Source organism: Prevotella melaninogenica (assembly GCF_013267595.1).
GTDB lineage: Bacteria > Bacteroidota > Bacteroidia > Bacteroidales > Bacteroidaceae > Prevotella > Prevotella melaninogenica_D.
The window spans coordinates 691,637-710,174 of record NZ_CP054011.1 but is presented as its reverse complement, the minus strand read 5'-3'; the positions used below and the strand labels follow the sequence as shown (position 1 = coordinate 710,174).

Annotated in this window: 14 protein-coding genes; 6 read left to right on the top strand and 8 right to left on the bottom strand. The window is 41.3% G+C overall.

Annotation, left to right across the window (positions count from 1 at the left end; all coding sequences use genetic code 11):
• The first annotated feature begins 19 nt into the window (after window positions 1-19).
• Together FIU21_RS08160 and FIU21_RS08155 are read left to right on the top strand one after the other, a co-directional pair.
• Entirely contained in the window at window positions 20-1,195 is a 1,176-nt protein-coding gene (locus tag FIU21_RS08160) for a phospholipase D family protein (RefSeq protein WP_004361221.1), read from the top strand.
• A gap of 107 nt (window positions 1,196-1,302) precedes the next feature.
• On the top strand, window positions 1,303-1,794 hold the full coding sequence (locus tag FIU21_RS08155; protein WP_036886788.1) for a low molecular weight protein-tyrosine-phosphatase: 492 nt from the start codon (window positions 1,303-1,305) through the stop codon (window positions 1,792-1,794).
• Window positions 1,795-2,061: 267 nt separating this feature from the next.
• On the opposite strand, the gene FIU21_RS08150 is transcribed toward FIU21_RS08155, so the two are convergent.
• From FIU21_RS08150 to FIU21_RS08140, 3 genes are all read right to left on the bottom strand, one after another.
• The gene (locus tag FIU21_RS08150; protein WP_004361219.1) at window positions 2,062-3,249 is read right to left on the bottom strand and encodes an AGE family epimerase/isomerase; all 1,188 of its coding nucleotides are present in this window, start codon (window positions 3,247-3,249) and stop codon (window positions 2,062-2,064) included.
• Window positions 3,250-3,428: 179 nt separating this feature from the next.
• Window positions 3,429-6,257, bottom strand: a complete 2,829-nt coding sequence (gene uvrA, locus FIU21_RS08145) for an excinuclease ABC subunit UvrA (protein ID WP_004361218.1) — start codon at window positions 6,255-6,257, stop codon at window positions 3,429-3,431.
• Between the two features lie 178 nt (window positions 6,258-6,435).
• Window positions 6,436-7,119: a T9SS type B sorting domain-containing protein gene (locus tag FIU21_RS08140; RefSeq protein WP_004361216.1), complete on the bottom strand. Its 684-nt coding sequence runs from the start codon at window positions 7,117-7,119 to the stop codon at window positions 6,436-6,438.
• Between the two features lie 587 nt (window positions 7,120-7,706).
• Here FIU21_RS08140 and FIU21_RS08135 point away from each other — a divergent pair.
• Genes FIU21_RS08135 through FIU21_RS08125 form a run of 3 tightly spaced genes read left to right on the top strand, consistent with a single transcriptional unit; the run spans window position 7,707 to window position 11,428 of the window.
• Entirely contained in the window at window positions 7,707-9,098 is a 1,392-nt protein-coding gene (locus FIU21_RS08135; protein WP_036886816.1) for an amino acid ABC transporter substrate-binding protein, read from the top strand.
• A gap of 26 nt (window positions 9,099-9,124) precedes the next feature.
• A complete protein-coding gene (locus tag FIU21_RS08130; RefSeq protein WP_036886785.1) occupies window positions 9,125-9,874 on the top strand; it encodes a porin family protein in 750 nt (249 codons plus the stop codon).
• A 24-nt stretch (window positions 9,875-9,898) separates the two neighbouring features.
• On the top strand, window positions 9,899-11,428 hold the full coding sequence (locus FIU21_RS08125; protein WP_004361213.1) for a peptide MFS transporter: 1,530 nt from the start codon (window positions 9,899-9,901) through the stop codon (window positions 11,426-11,428).
• 387 nt (window positions 11,429-11,815) lie between these two features.
• On the opposite strand, the gene uvrA (FIU21_RS08120) is transcribed toward FIU21_RS08125, so the two are convergent.
• Complete coding sequence (gene uvrA / locus FIU21_RS08120) at window positions 11,816-14,692, bottom strand: excinuclease ABC subunit UvrA (RefSeq protein WP_172891358.1); 2,877 nt, start codon at window positions 14,690-14,692, stop codon at window positions 11,816-11,818.
• A 153-nt stretch (window positions 14,693-14,845) separates the two neighbouring features.
• On the opposite strand from uvrA (FIU21_RS08120), the gene FIU21_RS08115 reads away from it, so the two are divergent.
• On the top strand, window positions 14,846-15,250 hold the full coding sequence (locus tag FIU21_RS08115) for a hypothetical protein (RefSeq protein ID WP_004361211.1): 405 nt from the start codon (window positions 14,846-14,848) through the stop codon (window positions 15,248-15,250).
• 64 nt (window positions 15,251-15,314) lie between these two features.
• Here the strand turns inward: FIU21_RS08115 and FIU21_RS08110 are convergent, their stop codons facing one another.
• From FIU21_RS08110 to FIU21_RS08095, 4 genes are all read right to left on the bottom strand, one after another.
• A complete protein-coding gene (locus FIU21_RS08110) occupies window positions 15,315-15,980 on the bottom strand; it encodes a hypothetical protein (protein WP_004361210.1) in 666 nt (221 codons plus the stop codon).
• Window positions 15,981-16,093: 113 nt separating this feature from the next.
• On the bottom strand, window positions 16,094-16,471 hold the full coding sequence (locus FIU21_RS08105) for a YccF domain-containing protein (protein WP_004361209.1): 378 nt from the start codon (window positions 16,469-16,471) through the stop codon (window positions 16,094-16,096).
• Between the two features lie 295 nt (window positions 16,472-16,766).
• Window positions 16,767-17,276 (bottom strand): nitroreductase family protein, encoded by a 510-nt coding sequence (locus FIU21_RS08100; RefSeq protein ID WP_004361208.1) that lies wholly within the window; start codon window positions 17,274-17,276, stop codon window positions 16,767-16,769.
• An 82-nt stretch (window positions 17,277-17,358) separates the two neighbouring features.
• The gene (locus tag FIU21_RS08095) at window positions 17,359-18,396 is read right to left on the bottom strand and encodes a DHH family phosphoesterase (RefSeq protein ID WP_004361207.1); all 1,038 of its coding nucleotides are present in this window, start codon (window positions 18,394-18,396) and stop codon (window positions 17,359-17,361) included.
• Window positions 18,397-18,538 lie beyond the last annotated feature (142 nt).

Below are 18,538 nucleotides of genomic sequence, written 5' to 3'. Positions count from 1 at the left end.
TTCTTTAAAATTGAATCTTATGGAATTAATAACCAATGAAACATCATTGAATGCGCATTTCAATAAACTAATTTGTTCATTTAAGCATGTTTGTATAGCTGTAGCATGGGCAACTGACCAATGCTCCATGTATGATGTACTATGTCAGAATGAAAGTAAGATAGAAAAGATGATTGTCGGATTGAATTTCACACGTACAACTCCAAAATTCATAAACAGGTTCAAGTCTAATGAGAATGTTCATTTCCTTGAATTACGTTCACATACTTTTCATCCTAAATTTTACTTCTTCTACAATAATTCTTCTGATTGGAGTTTAATAATTGGTAGTTCAAACTTCACAGGGGGAGGATTTGGATTAAACATGGAAGCATGCGTTCTTATAAACAGCGAAGACAAACAAAATGACTTTTATAAGCAATGTACTGACTATATCAACAATGTTTGGGAACAATCAGCTCGGCTTACCTCAGATGATTTTAAAAAGTATAAAGCAAAATTTAAAAAACAGAAGAAAGAGCATCTTTATGACAAATACAAGTTTCCTCTTACCAAGTATGGTGCAATCATAGATTCGCTTAGTTGGGAAGAGTATGTTAGGAGGGTGATGAAAGATAAAGATGGCGTAGAAGTTCGATGTCAAATTCTGAAGAAAGCGCATGAGTTTTTTAACAAGTATAGTTCGTTTAAGGATTTCCCAGATAACGAAAGGAAATGTGTTGCGGGCATTCAACGTGAGCTACCTGGTATGGAAGATGTAGACTGGGGATTCTTTGGTACTTGTTTTGGCAATGGTATATTTACGAAGGCTATCATTGATAACAATACAAAACTTGTTGAGGCTATTGATGTTATACCCTTAGAAGGTGAGGTTACAGCTGAACAGTATAAGAAGTATTGTTCTATATGGAAGAAAGAATTTAAAGAACCTGTGGCACTTGCTTCACGCCTTCTTGCAATGAAACGCCCTGACTTATTTGTATGTATCAATAGCCGTAATAGGAAGTTACTATGCAATGAATTTGCCATTTCTCAATCATCGTTATCAATGGATTCTTATTGGGATGAAATCGTTTCTCGAATACAAACTTCTGTATGGTATAAAGATAGCTGTCCAAAATCTCATTCTGAAAAAGAAATTTGTCAGTATATGGCAGCAATGCTTGATAGTATTTACTATCAAAAAGATAATTGAATAATAGATAAAACACCATATTTAATACCTTTGTAGTATGAGAATCTTGGAATAAGATTTTGGTATAGAATGAGTAAACTGTAATGTAAACTAAAAAAGAAACATATATGTATAACCAATTGAACGACAGTAATAAAATAAATATCCTTTTTATTTGCTTAGGTAATATTTGTCGCTCTCCGGCTGCGCATGCTGTGATGCAACATCTTGTTGAGGAACGAGGCTGTGCAGACCGATATATGATTGATTCTGCGGGAATTGGTAATTGGCACGTTGGACAGTTACCTGATAAGCGCATGCGTGAACATGGTAGACAGCGTGGATATAGTGTTGACCACCGTGCTCGTCAATTCGATGCGCGTAAAGACTTTGAACTATTCGATAAGATTGTCGTAATGGACGAGGATAATTATCGTAATATTACGTCTCAGGCACCTAATGAAGCGGCACGAGAAAAGGTTGTACGAATGGCAGATTTCTTTACTCAACATCCTTCTGCTACTTGTGTTCCTGATCCTTATTATGGTGATGCTGAAGATTTTAACTTAGCTCTTGATTTAATAGAAGACGGTTGTGAGGGTATTCTTAATACTATCTAAGGCTTTCCATTTTAGGGCAGAAAGCTCTCCTCTAACCACAAACAATACTCATTTTAATAGCCTATTGTTAGGTATTAAGTACTCCGCACCATTGGTGTTAGCCGTTAGCACATATGGTGCTAAGCATCCGCACGATGTGTGCTGGGCGTTAATACGTCAGTAGACAATGGACTAAAAAGGTCATAATGAGTATTATAAAAAACTCCCATAACAAGCCATTGCTGGTAATGTTATGGGAGTTTTTATTTTATCTTTTGGTATATCAGACTATTCCATAGTCTTCAATATCTCCTGACAGAGCATATAGCCCTTAATCATCATACGTGGAACGTGGAACGGACCCTTGAAGATATTACCCTTTGCAGGCTGTGCAACGGTTCCGTCACGATGTAGGTAACCGTACCACTCAGGATAGTCTTGGTCAGGGAAGTGAGCGTATGTCCACTCGCTAATACGCTGATGACGATAGAGATACTCCTCATCGCCTGTTCCAAGGTAAGCATAGAGGGAGGCAATGATTGTCTCGCACTGTGGCCACCAGAACTTCATATCCTGTGAGTAGTCCTGTGGTGGGAGGTTACGGCAGTCTCTGAAGTTGATGATACCGCCATATTGCTTGTCCCATCCCCAGTCCCATGACCAATCGAAGATAGTGAGGGCGGTGTCGAGTAAGTCTTTATCCCAGTTGCGCAACTTAGCTTCCTCCATGATAAACCATGCAGTTTCAATACAATGACCAGGGTTGATAGTACGTGTTGCATTAGTATCAATGAACTCTCCCTTTGGGCCGACTGTTTCAAGTAATGCCTTAAACTCTGGGTGCATGAAGTAGCGACGGAGCAACGAGATAGACTCGTCAATCTGCTGGGTTAGTGTTGGGTCGTCAATCACTGCACGCAGACGTGAGCCAACGTTGATGAGAATCATAATGATAGAGTGGCTCTGCATCTCTACACCTGCCTCATATTTAGCTGGAAGGAAGCCCGGGGTAGAGAGGAAACGCTGTGCATCGTGGAATACCTGCAACGCTCTTTCTGCATAATGCTTATCACCTGTAGCCAAAGAATATTCGGCAAAAGCTATTGCAGCGAAAGTCTCTGAGAAAACATAGCGACGCTTACGCAGTGGTTTACCCTCTGCTGTTACCTCAAAATACATGTGTCCATCCTCGTCAAAGCAATGCTTCTCAATGAAGTCAATGGCAGACTTTGATGCCTCAAGCCATTCCTGATTCTTCTCTACATTATTGTATGCAAAAGCGCAGATGAAGGCCCATCGTCCTTGAAACCACACCGACTTGGTCGTGTCCATCAATGATCCATCACGATCCAAGCAGGTGTATATACCGCCATTCTCCTTGTCCCAACCATGGTTCAACCAGAAAGGCATAATGTTGTTTGTTAGGTCGTTCTTGTAGGTTTCAGCCCATGAACGTAAGTATTCTTTCTTATCCATAATTTTAGGTGATATAGACAATGTGTTAATTTCTTAATGGATTGTAAAGTAAGGAGGACCAGTCTGTACCGTTGTATAGCTGTCCTTTACTACTGTCCTTTGGCAAAATTAGGACTAATTTATCAATTATCCAAAGAAAAGAATTGAAAACTCTTTCTTTATTGCCTATAGAATATGTCTTACTTTAGTACTTTAGCAAGGAAGCGAGAAGTGTAGCTCTCTTTGTTTTTTGCCACAACCTCTGGTGTACCACAGCTCAACATGCGACCGCCACCACGACCACCTTCTGGTCCCATGTCAATGATGTAGTCTGCAAGTTTGATGACATCGAGGTTGTGTTCGATGATGATAACGGTGTTGCCACGGTCAACAAGTTTCTGTAATACGTCCATTAAGATACGTATATCTTCAAAGTGAAGACCTGTAGTAGGCTCATCAAGGATGTAAAGTGTCTTACCAGTGTCACGTTTTGCAAGTTCGGTTGCAAGTTTGACACGCTGACTCTCACCACCAGAGAGGGTGGTGGAACTTTGTCCAAGCTTGATATAGCCCAAGCCAACATCCTGTAATGCCTTGATCTTCGGCAGGATTTGTGGTACGTTCTCAAAGAACTCTACCGCCATGTTGACAGTCATGTCGAGCACATCAGCAATAGACTTACCTTTGAAGCGTACTTCAAGGGTTTCACGGTTATAGCGTTTGCCGTGGCAAACCTCACAAGGTACCATCACATCAGGCAGGAAGTTCATTTCGATGGTTTTGTAACCATTACCGCCACAGGTCTCACAGCGTCCCCCCTTTACATTGAAAGAGAATCGTCCAGGCTTATAACCACGAATCTTAGCTTCGGGAAGATTGACGAAGAGTTGGCGGATATCAGAGAACACGCCTGTATAAGTTGCAGGGTTACTGCGTGGAGTACGACCAATAGGACTTTGGTCAACGTTCACCACTTTATCAATGTTGTCAATGCCTTCAATCTTTCCGTAAGGCATAGGACGTTTCAGAGAGCGATAGAAGTGTTGTGAAAGTATAGGCTGTAAAGTCTCATTGATGAGTGTACTCTTTCCTGAACCAGACACACCAGTGACGACAATTAGTTCGCCAAGTGGGAAGGTAACGTTCACGTCTTTTAGGTTATTACCCTTACAACCTGTGAGTTGTATGGTCTTTCCATTTCCTTCTCTGCGCTCCTTAGGAAGTTCAATGGCACGTTCACCATTCAGGTATTGTGCTGTGAGTGTGTGTGTCTTGAGCATGTCTGCAGGCTTCCCTTGGAAGACAACCTCACCACCTTTGCGTCCAGCTTTTGGTCCGATGTCTACAATCCAGTCCGCAGCACGCATCATGTCTTCGTCGTGTTCAACAACGATAACCGTATTTCCCATGTCACGTAACTCTTTCAGAGAGTTTATGAGACGCTCGTTATCACGTTGATGAAGACCAATAGAAGGCTCATCGAGAATGTAGAGCACGTTAACAAGTTGTGAACCAATCTGTGTTGCAAGGCGAATACGTTGACTCTCACCACCAGAAAGCGTAGCACTTTGACGGTTTAATGCAAGGTAATCAAGGCCCACATCGAGTAGAAAGTTTATACGTTTACGAATCTCCTTTATGATTTCAACGGCGATAGTACGCTGCTTCTCGCTCATGTGTTCCTCAACATGATCAACCCAGTCTTTCAACTCGTTGATATCCATTTCAGCAAGGTCAGCAATGTTTTTACCCCATATCTTATAGGATAGAGCCTCACGATTTAAACGATGACCATGACATTCTGGACATTGTGCTTCGGCTATGAACTGGTCAGCCCACTTCTTTCCAGCTGAGGAATCATCGTTCTCCATAACCGTACGGAGATACTTAATGATACCATCAAAGGACACAAAGTAATCGGAGGTGGTGTGTACAAGCTCTTTAGCAATCTTCAACTTTTCCAAAGAACCATACAAAACCTCGTCCATAGCTTCCTTTGGTATATCCTTGACTGGAGTCTTAAGGTCGCAATTATGCTTCTTTAAGAGAGCGTCTATCTGCCAGAAAATCATCTGGTTCTTGTATTTCCCTAAAGGAACTATTGCACCACTATAAATGTCTTGTTTGTCATCAGGAATCACTTTCTTCAAGTCAATCTCATCAATCACACCCAAACCTTTACACTGTGGACAGGCTCCTTCGGGTGAGTTGAATGAGAAGATGTTTGGTGCAGGGTCTTTATAAGCGATGCCCGTAACAGGGTCCATCAGTCGTTTAGAGAAGTACTTGGCTTCGTCTCGTTCGTTATCAAGAATCATTATCAAGCCTTCTCCCTGCTTCATTGCCGTTGAAACGGTCTTTGCCAAACGCTCACGTAGCGTGTTATTCTCCGTACCACCGAGTTTCATCTTGTCGATAACAACCTCGATATTATGGTTCTTGTAGCGATCAACCTTCATACCACGTGTTAGCTCTTGTATCTCTCCATCGACACGAATATACAAGTATCCCTTGCGTCGCATCTGCTCAAAGAGCTCACGATAATGACCTTTACGGTTGCGAACAAGTGGCGAGAGAATATATATCTTGCGGTCTTGATAATCAGACATAATCATGTCCACCACTTTTTCCTCAGTGTATTTCACCATCTTTTCACCGCTCATATAAGAGTATGCCTCACCTGCACGTGCAAAGAGAAGGCGGAGGTAGTCATATATCTCTGTAGTTGTACCAACGGTAGAGCGAGGGTTTTTATTTGTTGTTTTCTGTTCAATGGAGATGACAGGGGATAGTCCTGTAATCTTATCTACGTCTGGACGCTCCATGTTTCCAAGGAAGTTGCGTGCGTAAGCAGAGAAAGTTTCAATGTATCGACGCTGACCTTCGGCGAAGATAGTATCGAATGCAAGCGAACTCTTTCCTGAACCAGATAGTCCAGTGAAGACGGTAAGTGAGTTACGAGGGATGGTTATGTCTACATTCTTCAGATTATGTACTCTGGCTCCGAAGACTTCTATTTTCTCATTCATGGGGTTGTTGGGTGTTAAATGTTGGGTGATGGGTGTTGAATGTTGGGTGTTGATGAATTGTTGGGTGTTGATGGGTGTTGAGGATTAGCACCATGTTGATGATTTCTTTAATGATAACCACCGATGAAAAATACTATTCATCACCACCCATCACTCACCACCTATCACCCATCCAACATCACCTCGTCGACTGTGTGTAACCTCTGAGGAGGTTAACATCTCGTCGAATGTGGAACTCTTTGCCGTCAGCTCCTTTGGCGGTTACATTGACAAAGTAAGTCCCTTGGGCAACATCTTTGCCTTTATACTTACCATCCCAGCCACCAGCAGGGTCGTTCCATTCGTATATCTTTTGTCCCCAACGGTTAAAGATGATAGCTTTAAACTCTACAATACTCTTATATCCAGGCTTTGCACGATAGATATCATTGATACCATCTCCATTGGGTGAGAAAGCATTAGGCATCTGTAGGCTACTCTCACTGATGGAGAAACTAATAGCGTTGTAGCGTGTGGTGTCACCATTCAGGATTTCATAAAGCACTACTCTCGTTGTTCCTGCCTCTGTAAAGGTGTATTCGGTATTCTCATCATAACGGATAAGAAAAGCCGAGCGAGGATTCTGTTGATTGAAGAAATGCCATTCGTAATGGGTTGCTGCGTCCTTTGTTGTAGGTGGATTGGCTGAGAACTCAATCGTCAAAGGAGCTGAACCAACATAAGTGTCACCTGCGGCAATTGTATTGGTTTCACCATTTGCATCGGTATATTTACCTGAGGGTTGGCAATCTTGTGCCCATGCTATAGAAGAGAAAAGCATAGACACCATCATCCCCAATAGTCTAAATTTATATTGTTTCATTCCAATAGTTCGTTTGATGTTACCTTGAAAAATGTATAATCGTGCAAATTTACACAATTTTTCCCATACAAACAAGTAAATCTATCTGCCTGAATAGGATAATAATATGTATTTCTATCTGCTAAACTCAAATAGCATATTCTCTTGCTATGGCACTTCTTAAGAACTGACAATATTGTATTCTCTTTGAGAAAGGAAGGCTTATATCAATTCTGTCATGTTCGGGTGGGGTGTTCTAACTCTTTTTCTAACAACGAAGTGGCTTAGTTCTAACAATATTTTGTAAGGTGTTTAATAGTCCGCACCATTGGTGCTTAGCCTTAGCACCATTGGTGTTGATGCTTCGCACCACTGGTGTTGAGCATCAGTATCATGAAAGAAAATGGTAGGAAAGGGTGATTGATGTCGTAAAATAATATCTGCTAAGAGATTATTGGAAACTCAGACAAGAATGCTTTATTTGGTAATAATAAATGAAATGGTGTAAGCGTTTTTGTGTTTTTTATCATTCTACATCTTTTGATTACAGATTTCTTTTGTATATTTGCAGTTGTAATTTGTTACTGATTGAAAACAAAAGTATGTTTATGAGAAATTATTTAAAATATCTTATGCTATTTTTGGCTATGACTTTTAGTTATAGCGTGTTGGCTCAAAGTGTTCAATGGCGTGATCAACATAAGGTGAAACGTAAGGAAACTATCTTTGGTATTGCTAAAGAATATGGTGTTACTATTCCACAACTTCTTGATGCTAATCCTGCAATGAAGCAGGCTGGTTATGAACTGAAGAAAGGTGATTTAATCTTTGTCCCATATTCAAAGGAGGGCGATTTCCTTCCAGATGGTTCTGTGAAAGGTAAGACGGACAAGAAAGCTGCTGCAAAGTCTACTGTTGCTCAGGCTCCAGTAAAGGCTGTTAATGCTATCCGAGTTGGTGTTATGCTTCCTTTGCACAATCAAGATGGAGATGGAAAACGTATGGTTGAATACTATCGTGGTATCTTGTTGGCTCTTAATCAATTGAAGAGTGAGGGAATTACAACAGAGGTTCACGCTTGGAATGTACCTAAGGGTGCTGATATTCGTAATACCTTGCTTGAGCCAAATGCTTCAAAGTTAGATGTTATTTTTGGCCCTCTTTATTCAGAACAGGTAAAACCATTGGCGGACTTCTGCCGTGCGTACGATATTAAACTTGTTATTCCTTTTTCTATAACAGGCAATGATGTTGAAACAAATTCTAATATTTTCCAAGTATATCAGACAGAGGCTTCGTTGACAAACAAGGCGATAGCAGCTTTCTTAGAGCGTTTCCAGAAGTCACATCATCCAATCTTTATTAATTGTAAGGACGAGACAAGTCAGGTGGGTGAGTTCACAACAAGCTTGAGAAAGCAGCTTGATTTACAGAAAATCAAGTATAATCTCACAAGTTTAAAGTCATCGAATGCAGACTTTTCAAAGCATTTTGATGCTACTCGTCCAAATGTTGTGATTCTTAATTCAGAGAAAAGTCCACAGTTAAATGAGGTGTTTAATAAACTGGCTCAGTTGAAGAAAGCGCGCCCTGGTATTGCGATTAGCCTTTATGGTTATAACCAGTGGTTTGTTTATCAGGATTATTATCTTGACCAATACTTCAAGTATAACACTTATATACCATCTACCTATTATTATAATAAGGCAGCGGATAAGACAAAGGAGCTCGAAGCAAAGTACACAGAGCAGTATGGTGAGCCTATGTCAAGACAGTATATTCCACGTATGGCAATTACTGGCTATGATCAAGCACAGTTCTTTGTACGTGGCTTAAAGGCTAATGGAAAGAACTTTAAGGGTACTGCTGCTGAGGTTAAGTATCGTCCATTGCAGACACGTTATGACTTTGTTCGTGTAGGACAGGGCGGATATATCAATGATAACTTCCAGCTGGTTCACTTCAAGACAGACCAGACAATGGAGAATCTTGTCTATTAAACAGTTGTAGAGAACCTTATTCAAAAATGAAGAATAGAATCTCAAGATTATTAGTTGTTGTCCTACTTGCGCTGCCGTTGACTGCTGCAGCGCAGATAGGAGACCATCGTAACGACTTTGCTATTGGTGTAAATGGTGGTTACGTACTCTCTAATGTGGGCTTCACTCCGAGTGTAAGACAATCTATGCATGGTGGAGTAACTGGAGGATTGAGTGTGCGTTATGTGTGCGAGAAGTACTTTAATACTATTTGTTCTATCTATGGTGAGGTGAACTATGCCTCAATCGGATGGAAAGAGAAGATACTGACGGGTACTGATCAGCCTGTTATCAACTCTAATGGGGATGCTGAAGCGTATTCACGCACTGTTAACTATATTCAGATTCCGGTCTTCGCACACCTTGCATGGGGGCGTGAACAGAATGGTTTTAACTTCTTCTTCCAAGCAGGACCACAGTTAGGACTCTATTTGGGAGAGTCAACTTCTAAGAATTATGATACTCCTAACCTTGCCAATGATGGTACAGGGCGAAGCAATGCGGTAACAGCACAGGAGTCAATGCCAGTAGAAAAGAAGTTAGACTACGGTATTGCAGCTGGCTTAGGTTTAGAGTATAGCAACCGACATGTAGGTCATTTCCTACTTGAAGCCCGTTACTACTATGGATTGGGCAATATTTATGGAAGTTCAAAGAAAGACTATTTTGGCAAGTCTAACTATGGTAATATCGTAGTTAAGGCTACATACCTTTTTGACATTGTAAAAACAAAGTAATAATTAACCTATAATTTTATCATTATGTTTGAGAACCAACCTAAAGCACTGTACGCATTGGCATTAGCCAATACTGGTGAGCGTTTCGGCTATTATACCATGATAGCTGTTTTCTCTTTATTTTTAAGAGCCAATTTCGGGTTATCTGGTAATACAGCTGGCGTGATTTATGGTGTTTTCCTTGCCTTAGTTTATTTCTTGCCATTGGTCGGTGGTATCATGGCCGATAAGTTTGGCTATGGAAAGATGGTGACTATTGGTATTATCGTCATGTTTGCGGGCTATCTATTCTTGTCTATCCCATTGGGTGGAGGAGTAATGGGCTATGCAGCAATGTTTGGTGCTTTGCTACTTGTTAGTCTTGGAACAGGCTTGTTCAAGGGTAACCTACAGGTGATGGTGGGTAATCTTTATGATGCACCAGAACTGTCAGCAAAGCGCGATTCAGGTTTCTCTATCTTCTACATGGCAATCAACATTGGTGCACTCTTTGCTCCTACAGCAGCTGTGAGAATTAAGGAATGGGCTGAGCATTCGCTTGGCTATTCTGGTAATGATGCTTACCACTTCTCTTTTGCAGTTGCTTGTGTTTCTTTGATCGTTTCTATGATGATTTATTATGCTTTCCGCAGCACATTCAGACATGTTGAGGCTGGCGCAGGTAAGAGCAAGAAAACTGACACGGCTGGTACTGAGGAAGAACTTACTCCACAGCAAACTAAGGAGCGTATTGTTGCTCTTTGTCTTGTTTTTGCTGTCGTTATCTTCTTCTGGATGTCGTTCCACCAGAATGGTCTTACACTGACTTTCTTCGCCGATGAGTTTGTTAGTCCAAAGTCAGAGGGTGTGCAAACAATGGCATTTGATGTAATCAACCTTGTGATGATTATCTTCATGATTTACAGTCTAATGTCATTCTTCCAGAGTAAAACTTCTAAGGCTAAGCTGATTTCTACTGTTGTATTCCTTGCAGCCGTAGGAGTATTGGTTTATAAGTATCATAATATTGGTGGTCCTGTTGATGTTAGTGCTCCTATTTTCCAGCAGTTTAACCCATTCTATGTAGTAGCTTTGACTCCTGTCAGTATGGCAATCTTTGGTGCTTTAGCAGCTAAAGGTAAGGAACCAACTGCGCCTCGTAAGATTGCTTACGGTATGATTATCGCAGGTAGTGCTTACTTGCTTATGGTTTTGGCATCACGTGGTTTGCTTACTCCTAACGAGCAGACTGCAGCAAAGGCTGCAGGCGAGACTGTTCCTTTTGCTTCTGGTAACTGGTTGATTGGTACCTATCTCATTCTTACTTTTGGTGAGTTGTTGCTTAGTCCTATGGGTATCAGCTTCGTTAGTAAGGTTGCTCCTCCAAAGTATAAGGGTACAATGATGGGTGGATGGTTTGTTGCTACAGCTATCGGTAACCTGCTTGTTAGTGTCGGTGGTTTCTTATGGAATGACATACCTCTGACAATTGTATGGTCTGTCTTTATTGTACTTTGTCTTCTCTCTGCTGGCTTCATGTTCTTGATGATGAAGCGTTTGGAGAAGGTTGCATAAAAGTAGCCATTCACGGAATCAGATTTTATGATATAATAAAAGGCTGGACTCAAATAAAGTGTTCAGCCTTTTATCATGTAATCATATTTGAATGACCAATATCTCTATCGTATGAGTGAGTCGATTAGCGTCTTGCTATCTTATTATAAGGGTGATAATCCTTTCTTCTTTTTATCCTTTTATCAACGTATTGTTGCCTAAAACATAATGTGCGAACGCCCCGCACATGTTGTGCGGAGCGTTCGCACTAATGGTGCTAAGCACTAAATGCCTTGTAATCCATCTATTAGAAGGTGTGTAATTTATTATCAAAAAAGGGCTACACAGTCCTAAACACATAGTGCTTATTTGATTAGGGGCTTGCTACGCTAAGTTATAGAAGTTCATCTACTTTAGCTTTTCAGCTAAATATTTACCTGTCAAACTCTCCTTGCAGCGAGCCACCTCTTCTGGTGTAGCAGCTATTACGAGGTTTCCACCCTTATCACCTCCATCAGGACCAAGGTCGATGACATGGTCAGCACACTTGATGACATCAAGGTTATGTTCGATGACTAATATCGTATGTCCACGTTCGATGAGCGCATTGAAAGCATGCAGTAGACGATCGATATCATGGAAGTGTAGACCTGTTGTTGGCTCATCAAAGATGAAGAGTGTTGGCTCTTGCTGTTCTTGTCCAATGAAGTAGGCAAGTTTCACACGCTGGTTCTCACCACCAGAGAGGGTAGAAGAACTTTGTCCGAGTTTGATGTAGCCTAATCCAACATCCTCTAAAGGCTTCAATCGGTTGACAATCGCTTTGCGTTTGTGCTCACTGAAGAATTGGATAGCCTCAGACACAGTCATGTTCAAGACGTCGTTGATATTCTTACCTTGGAACTGTACGTCAAGAATCTCACGCTTAAAGCGTTGTCCGTGACACTCCTCGCACTCTAAGACAAGGTCTGCCATAAACTGCATCTCCACTGTAATGACACCTGCACCCTTACATTCTTCGCAGCGTCCCCCCTCAGTGTTGAATGAGAAATACTGTGGTGTAAAGCCCATCTGCTTTGATAACTGCTGGTCTGCAAATAGCTTTCTTATTTCATCGTATGCCTTTACGTAAGTGGCAGGGTTAGAGCGTGTACTCTTACCGATAGGGTTCTGATCTACAAACTCAACGTGTTTAATCTGCTTCCAGTCACCTCCAAGAGAAGAATATTCACCTGGTGTGTCGGCAACCTCATCCAAATGGCGTTTGAGGGCAGGGTAGAGTATACCTTTCACAAGGGAAGACTTTCCGCTACCACTGACTCCTGTCACTACAGTAAAGACATTCAGAGGGAACTTTACGTCAACACCCTTAAGATTATTCATGCGTGCTCCCTTCAATTCTATCGCCATATTCCATGGTCGACGACTTGTAGGTGTTTCGATAACTTCCGTTCCTGTGAGGTATTTAATGGTATATGAACGAGGGTACTGCTCTAATAATTGCTGTGATTGAGCATTCTTTTTTTCTTTAATATCTCCCTCTATTCGCTTGATATCAGATACTTTACCTTCGAATACAATCTCTCCACCAAGTCTACCTGCGTCTGGTCCAACGTCAATCAAGTAATCAGCAGCACGCATAATTTCCTCATCATGTTCCACGACAACCACGGTGTTACCTAATGCTTGAAGTTCCTTCAGTACATGAATGAGACGGTCGGTGTCACGACTATGCAAACCAATGGAAGGTTCGTCAAGTATATAGAGTGAGCCAACGAGGGAAGAACCAAGGGAAGTTGTGAGATTGATGCGTTGACTCTCACCACCACTCAATGAGTTAGATTGGCGGTTAAGGGTGAGGTAGCCCAATCCTACGTCTAAAAGGAACTGCAAACGACTTGTTATCTCGGTCATCAGTCGCTTACTGACTTCCTTTTCATGCTCTGTTAATTTTAGATTGTCAAACCATTGTTTAAGGTTGATGATTGGCATATCAACGAGCTCGGTGATAGCCATACCTCCAATCTTCACCCATGTAGCTTCCTTCTTTAGCTTCGTGCCATGGCAGTCTGGACAAACAGTCTTACCACGATAGCGGCTGAGCATGACACGGTATTGAATCTTGTATTGGTTCTCTTTCACCATTTGGAAGAAGGTGTCAATACAGATACGGTCGTGAATATCTTTCTTTCTTTCGCTTGGTAGACCCTCCCAAAGACTTTCCTTCTCTGCTTTAGTTAGTTCGAAATAAGGTTTAAAGATAGGGAAGTTGTCTTTTGCTGCACGTCTGCAGAACTCATCTTTCCATGTTGCCATCTTCTCACCATGCCAACATTGTACGCAACCATCATAGACAGAAAGAGAGGAGTCAGGGATGACTAACTTCTCATCGATTCCGATGACACGACCAAAACCCTCACAAGTAGGACAGGCACCGAGGGGAGAATTGAACGAAAACATATTATCGTTCGGTTCTTCAAAGCGTATGCCGTCTGCTTCAAAGCGTGTAGAGAAATCGTAAGTAAGCTTGGCTGGCAGAATCATTAACTGCATGTTGCCGTCGCCCTCATAAAAAGCGGTCTCGCATGAGTCAGTGAGTCGGGTCAGTGTATCTTTGGAGTTGTCAACTGATAAACGGTCAATAACGAGATAGATATTCTTTGCTTTGTCCTTTGCCGTGCTTTTATTGTCATCATCAGCAGGGTTTTGTTCAAGCCAATCTTCTATACGGATAAAGTCGTTATCTACATAGATACGTGCATAACCTTCCTGCATCTCCATCTCAAGTTGGTTCTGTACGCTTCGTCCTTCAACAATGTGGAGTGGGGCAAGGATACAGAACTTGGTCCCTTCTGAGTAGGACATGACTTTCTCAATGACGTCTTCAACAGAGTGATGCTTCACTTCTTCGCCAGAGATAGGGCTGAATGTCCTACCAATGCGGGCATAGAGAAGACGGAGATATTCGTATATTTCGGTAGAAGTACCCACCGTTGAGCGTGGATTACGTGAAATAACCTTTTGCTCAATGGCGATAGCAGGGGGGAGTCCTTTGATGAAGTCGACCTCAGGTTTAGACATTCTGCCTAAGAACTGACGGGCATAAGCAGAAAGACTTTCCACATATCGGCGTTGTCCTTCAGCGTAGAGTGTGTCGAAAGCAAGCGATGACTTGCCCGAACCTGATACGCCAGTAATGGCAACAAACTTACCTTGAGGGATTCTTACATCTATATTTTTTAGGTTGTTAACCTTAGCTCCTTTTACCTCAATATATTTATTCATATTTTTCAACTTTATTCTACATTTATCCTTACATACTCTTAAAAGAGATTTAAAGGATTAATCGCAAGATGCAAAATTACAAAAAAAACTTTGGTTCTTTCTGATATTTACTTTATATTTGTAAGCGATATTTGATTTTAAAAGAACACAATTATGAGAGTTAAGAAATTATTGGTTATTGCTTTGTTAGCCCTTCCAATGATGGGTATGGCACAAAGCTCATATGAGCAGATAGGTGAATCTGCAAACATTACACAGTTTGAAAACAAGCAGAATAGCGCAGCTTACCAGCAATGGTTGAGCCAGTATGAAGAGTGTGGTCGTCAGATCAATGCAATATCTGAGCAGTACCAGCGTGAGGTTGAGAAGCGTGGCTATCCAAAGAAGAAGACAGTCAAGGCTAAGATGGCACTTGTAAATCAGTATATCAGTTTGTTGCAGCAGCAACGTGATTCACCAGAACTGAATCAGGGTGTTGATCTTGACAAGGTGAATAGTAAGATTACTATGTGGCAGGAACAGCTTGAAGGTTTGGCTGCTTTGCTGAAGAAGATTTAAATCGTATTATATTGTAATATTAAAAGAGCTGTAACCGCTTTGGCAGTTACAGTTCTTTTTTGTTTTATTGCTCTTCACCATCAGTGTTAAGCAGAATCTTTTTATTTCCTTTTTTTGCTTCGAAATAAGGTGGTTCATCTCTTAGCGATATACTGTCATAAATGAAAGGTGTAATAATAGTATCCTTACCGTCAGGAAGTATCAAGCCAAGTTTACCATCTAATTGGGCTATGAGCGGCATTGTTCGTAAGTCGTCAACATAGACATAACAAGTACGAAGGAACTCATACTTCGGTTCAACGAGTGTACGTCCTCTGTGATCGAGAATACCAAACTTCCCTTTTCGTTCGATAACCTCATGATACTGAATGTAAATCTCACGTATAAGGTTCAGATACTTCACCATCTTTCGTTTATCGTTGACCAATGTTACGAGGTAATCGAAGGTGTCAGAGTAGTTTGCCATAGCACGAGCTAAGACAATCTTCATGTCTAATCCTTTGATAACCTTGCGGTTCAAGTCGATGTATCGTGCAATAGCAGCCTCCTTTTCTTTCATCGGTAGGTCTTTCAGATGCTCCTCAAAACGTAGCATCTGTTGTTTGCTGCCGTGCATGGCTTTGATGTATCTATGTATCTGTCGCCCCATTTCGATGCACACGAAATGGCGAATCTGCTGCTCCTCTATAGGGTCAGCGTATTCCTGGTTGAAGTTGTCTTGCGTAATCATGGGCTTTTTCTCCTTTGTTTTTGCCAAAGATACTGACTTTTAATAGTTCTACCAAGGATTTAAAAGAATTTAATTCAAATGATTATCAAATGCTTTTATTTCTTGTCTTTGGATTAAAGGTGAAGTTCAACATCCTTGCCGAATGGCGCAAGTGACAGTCCTGCCATTTTGAAGTGTTGTTTTGCAAAAGGAATACCTATAATCGTAATGGCAAGGAGGATACCAAAGAGAATATGGGTCAAACATGCCCATAAGCCGCCAAAGATAATCCAAATGATATTGAGTGGAATGGTGATACAGCCTGAAAGACTTTCTCCATCTTTCACTTCTGCACCAAAAGGCCATAGGCACAAGAGTCCGAGCTTGAATGTTTGTACTGCAGCTGGTATGCCGATAATGGTGATGGCAAGTGCTAAACTACCTGTAAAATAACCGATAGCAGCCTCTAATCCGCCGAATATCCACCAAATAATGTTCCCAAGAATACGCATAATTGATTGTTGAATTAAGATGTTAAAGTGCAGAGGATCCCTCTGCTTGAATGTTATAAGGTAAGTTCCGAATCTGATTCTACCAGCATCTTGCTTTCATTTCAGCATCGTGTTGTGATGTGCGGAGCGTCAACACCATTAGTGCGAACCATTAGCACCATTGGTGCGGAGCGTCAGCACATCGGTTGAAGATAAGAAGAACGATTCGTTATGGTCGTTACATTATATGTATAAGATGCTAATGAATAACCTATGTGGGATATGTTGAATAGACAACAGAAATCGTTTGTAAAGATTATATGATGTCTGAAATTTCCTCTAATGTCTTTCGTTTCTTCTCATTCCTTGGACAGTCGTCAGCTATGTGACCGATAGGAATGATGGCAACAGGCTCAAAACCTGTATATGGAAAGGTCTCCTTTAGTTTGGCTACATTAAAATTACATACCCAACAACTACCTAAGCCTCGTTCTGTTGCAGCCAAGCAAAGATGTTCTGTAGCAATGGCAACATCAATATCGCCATGCTGCTTGTTGTCTTCTTTGCGTATCCAGTTGCTGTCAACCTCACGCATACAAATAATGTAGAGCGGTACGGACTTGAACCAATCACGGTCGTAGCATTCTTGTAGCTGCTTGCGTGCCGCATCTGATTTAACAACAACAAACTTCCATGGCTGTTTATTGACAGCTGATGGAGCCATACGTGTCACCTCAAGGATATATTGTAAGTCCTCTTCTGATACAGGAGTGTCACTATACTTACGTACAGAAAAGCGTTTTTTGGATAATTCTAATATGTTCATAACCTGATAAATCTAAGCTTTCCAAGTGGATTTAGCTATGAAGTGTTTTGTTGTTTATACTCCTCGCTATAAAGGATTCTACTTATTGTAACTCCTCTTTATAATATAGTATTGCCTTGATAGCAATCTGTTCAGCTTCCTCGATGGTACAATTTAGTCTTCCACCTGATGCGTCAGCGTGACCACCACCATTGAAGAACTTTGCTGCCATAGGTTGACAGTGGAAGCCATTGCAAGAACGAAGACTCACGAGTACGGTCTTAGGCTTCTCTGTATCTTCTCGTAATGAGATACTTAGTTTAAGTCCTTTAATCTGCTGTGGAATATTAACAAGTCCCTCCATATCTCCCTTGATGAAATGGAACTGTGCCATCTCCTCTTTTGTTACGGTATAATAGGATGCGTGCAATTCCTCAATCACCTTCATCTTGTTGAGGATGATGTGTGCACGGAGGCGGAGGGCATTGGTAGAGTAGTTGTGGAATACACGGTTATAAATCTCGTCCTTATCAATATTCTTTGCAAGAAGCTGACCGATAATATAGAATATCTCTGGGCGTGACGAATTATAGGTGAAGCCACCTGTGTCTGTCATCATACCACAATAAATGCAGGACGCACATTGAGTTGTCATCTTCTCGTAGCCATCTAACTGACTAATCAGACGGAAGACAATCTCACAGGTACTTGACATTTCTGGATGTGAAACCGTCAATGCGTTGTTTGTTTCAGGTTCTAAGTGGTGGTCGATGAGTAGGCGAGGGGCTGTGGAAGACTCCAAAACCTCTTGCATAGCATCTACACGTGAGTTTTGGTTGAAGTCAAGACAGCAAACGAGGTCTGCTTCCTTAAATGCCTTCTCAACCTCCTTTGGTCGTCTGTCATAACGAATAACGGAATTATGTCCTGGAAGCCAATGCAGGAAGTCGGGTGTTGCGTCAGGCATACATACCTTGATATTGGTCTTACCAATCTGGTTTAGATAGTGCATCCATGCCAGTGACGAACCTGTTGCATCCCCATCTGGTGACTTATGAGCACAGATTACGATGTTTGTTGCATTGGAAAGAAGATTACGTAGTGTTGCAATCTCTTCTTGATTTAGTAGGTTTAATTCCATTATAGCTGTAAACTTTCGTGTGTGTTTGAAAGGTGTGTGGGTGTTATACCCGATATGTATTGAGGTGAGAGAAATAAAAAGCCCTGCCTGGACACCCGTCTTACATCTTGAAATACCGAAGAATGTATGCGGAGATAGTACC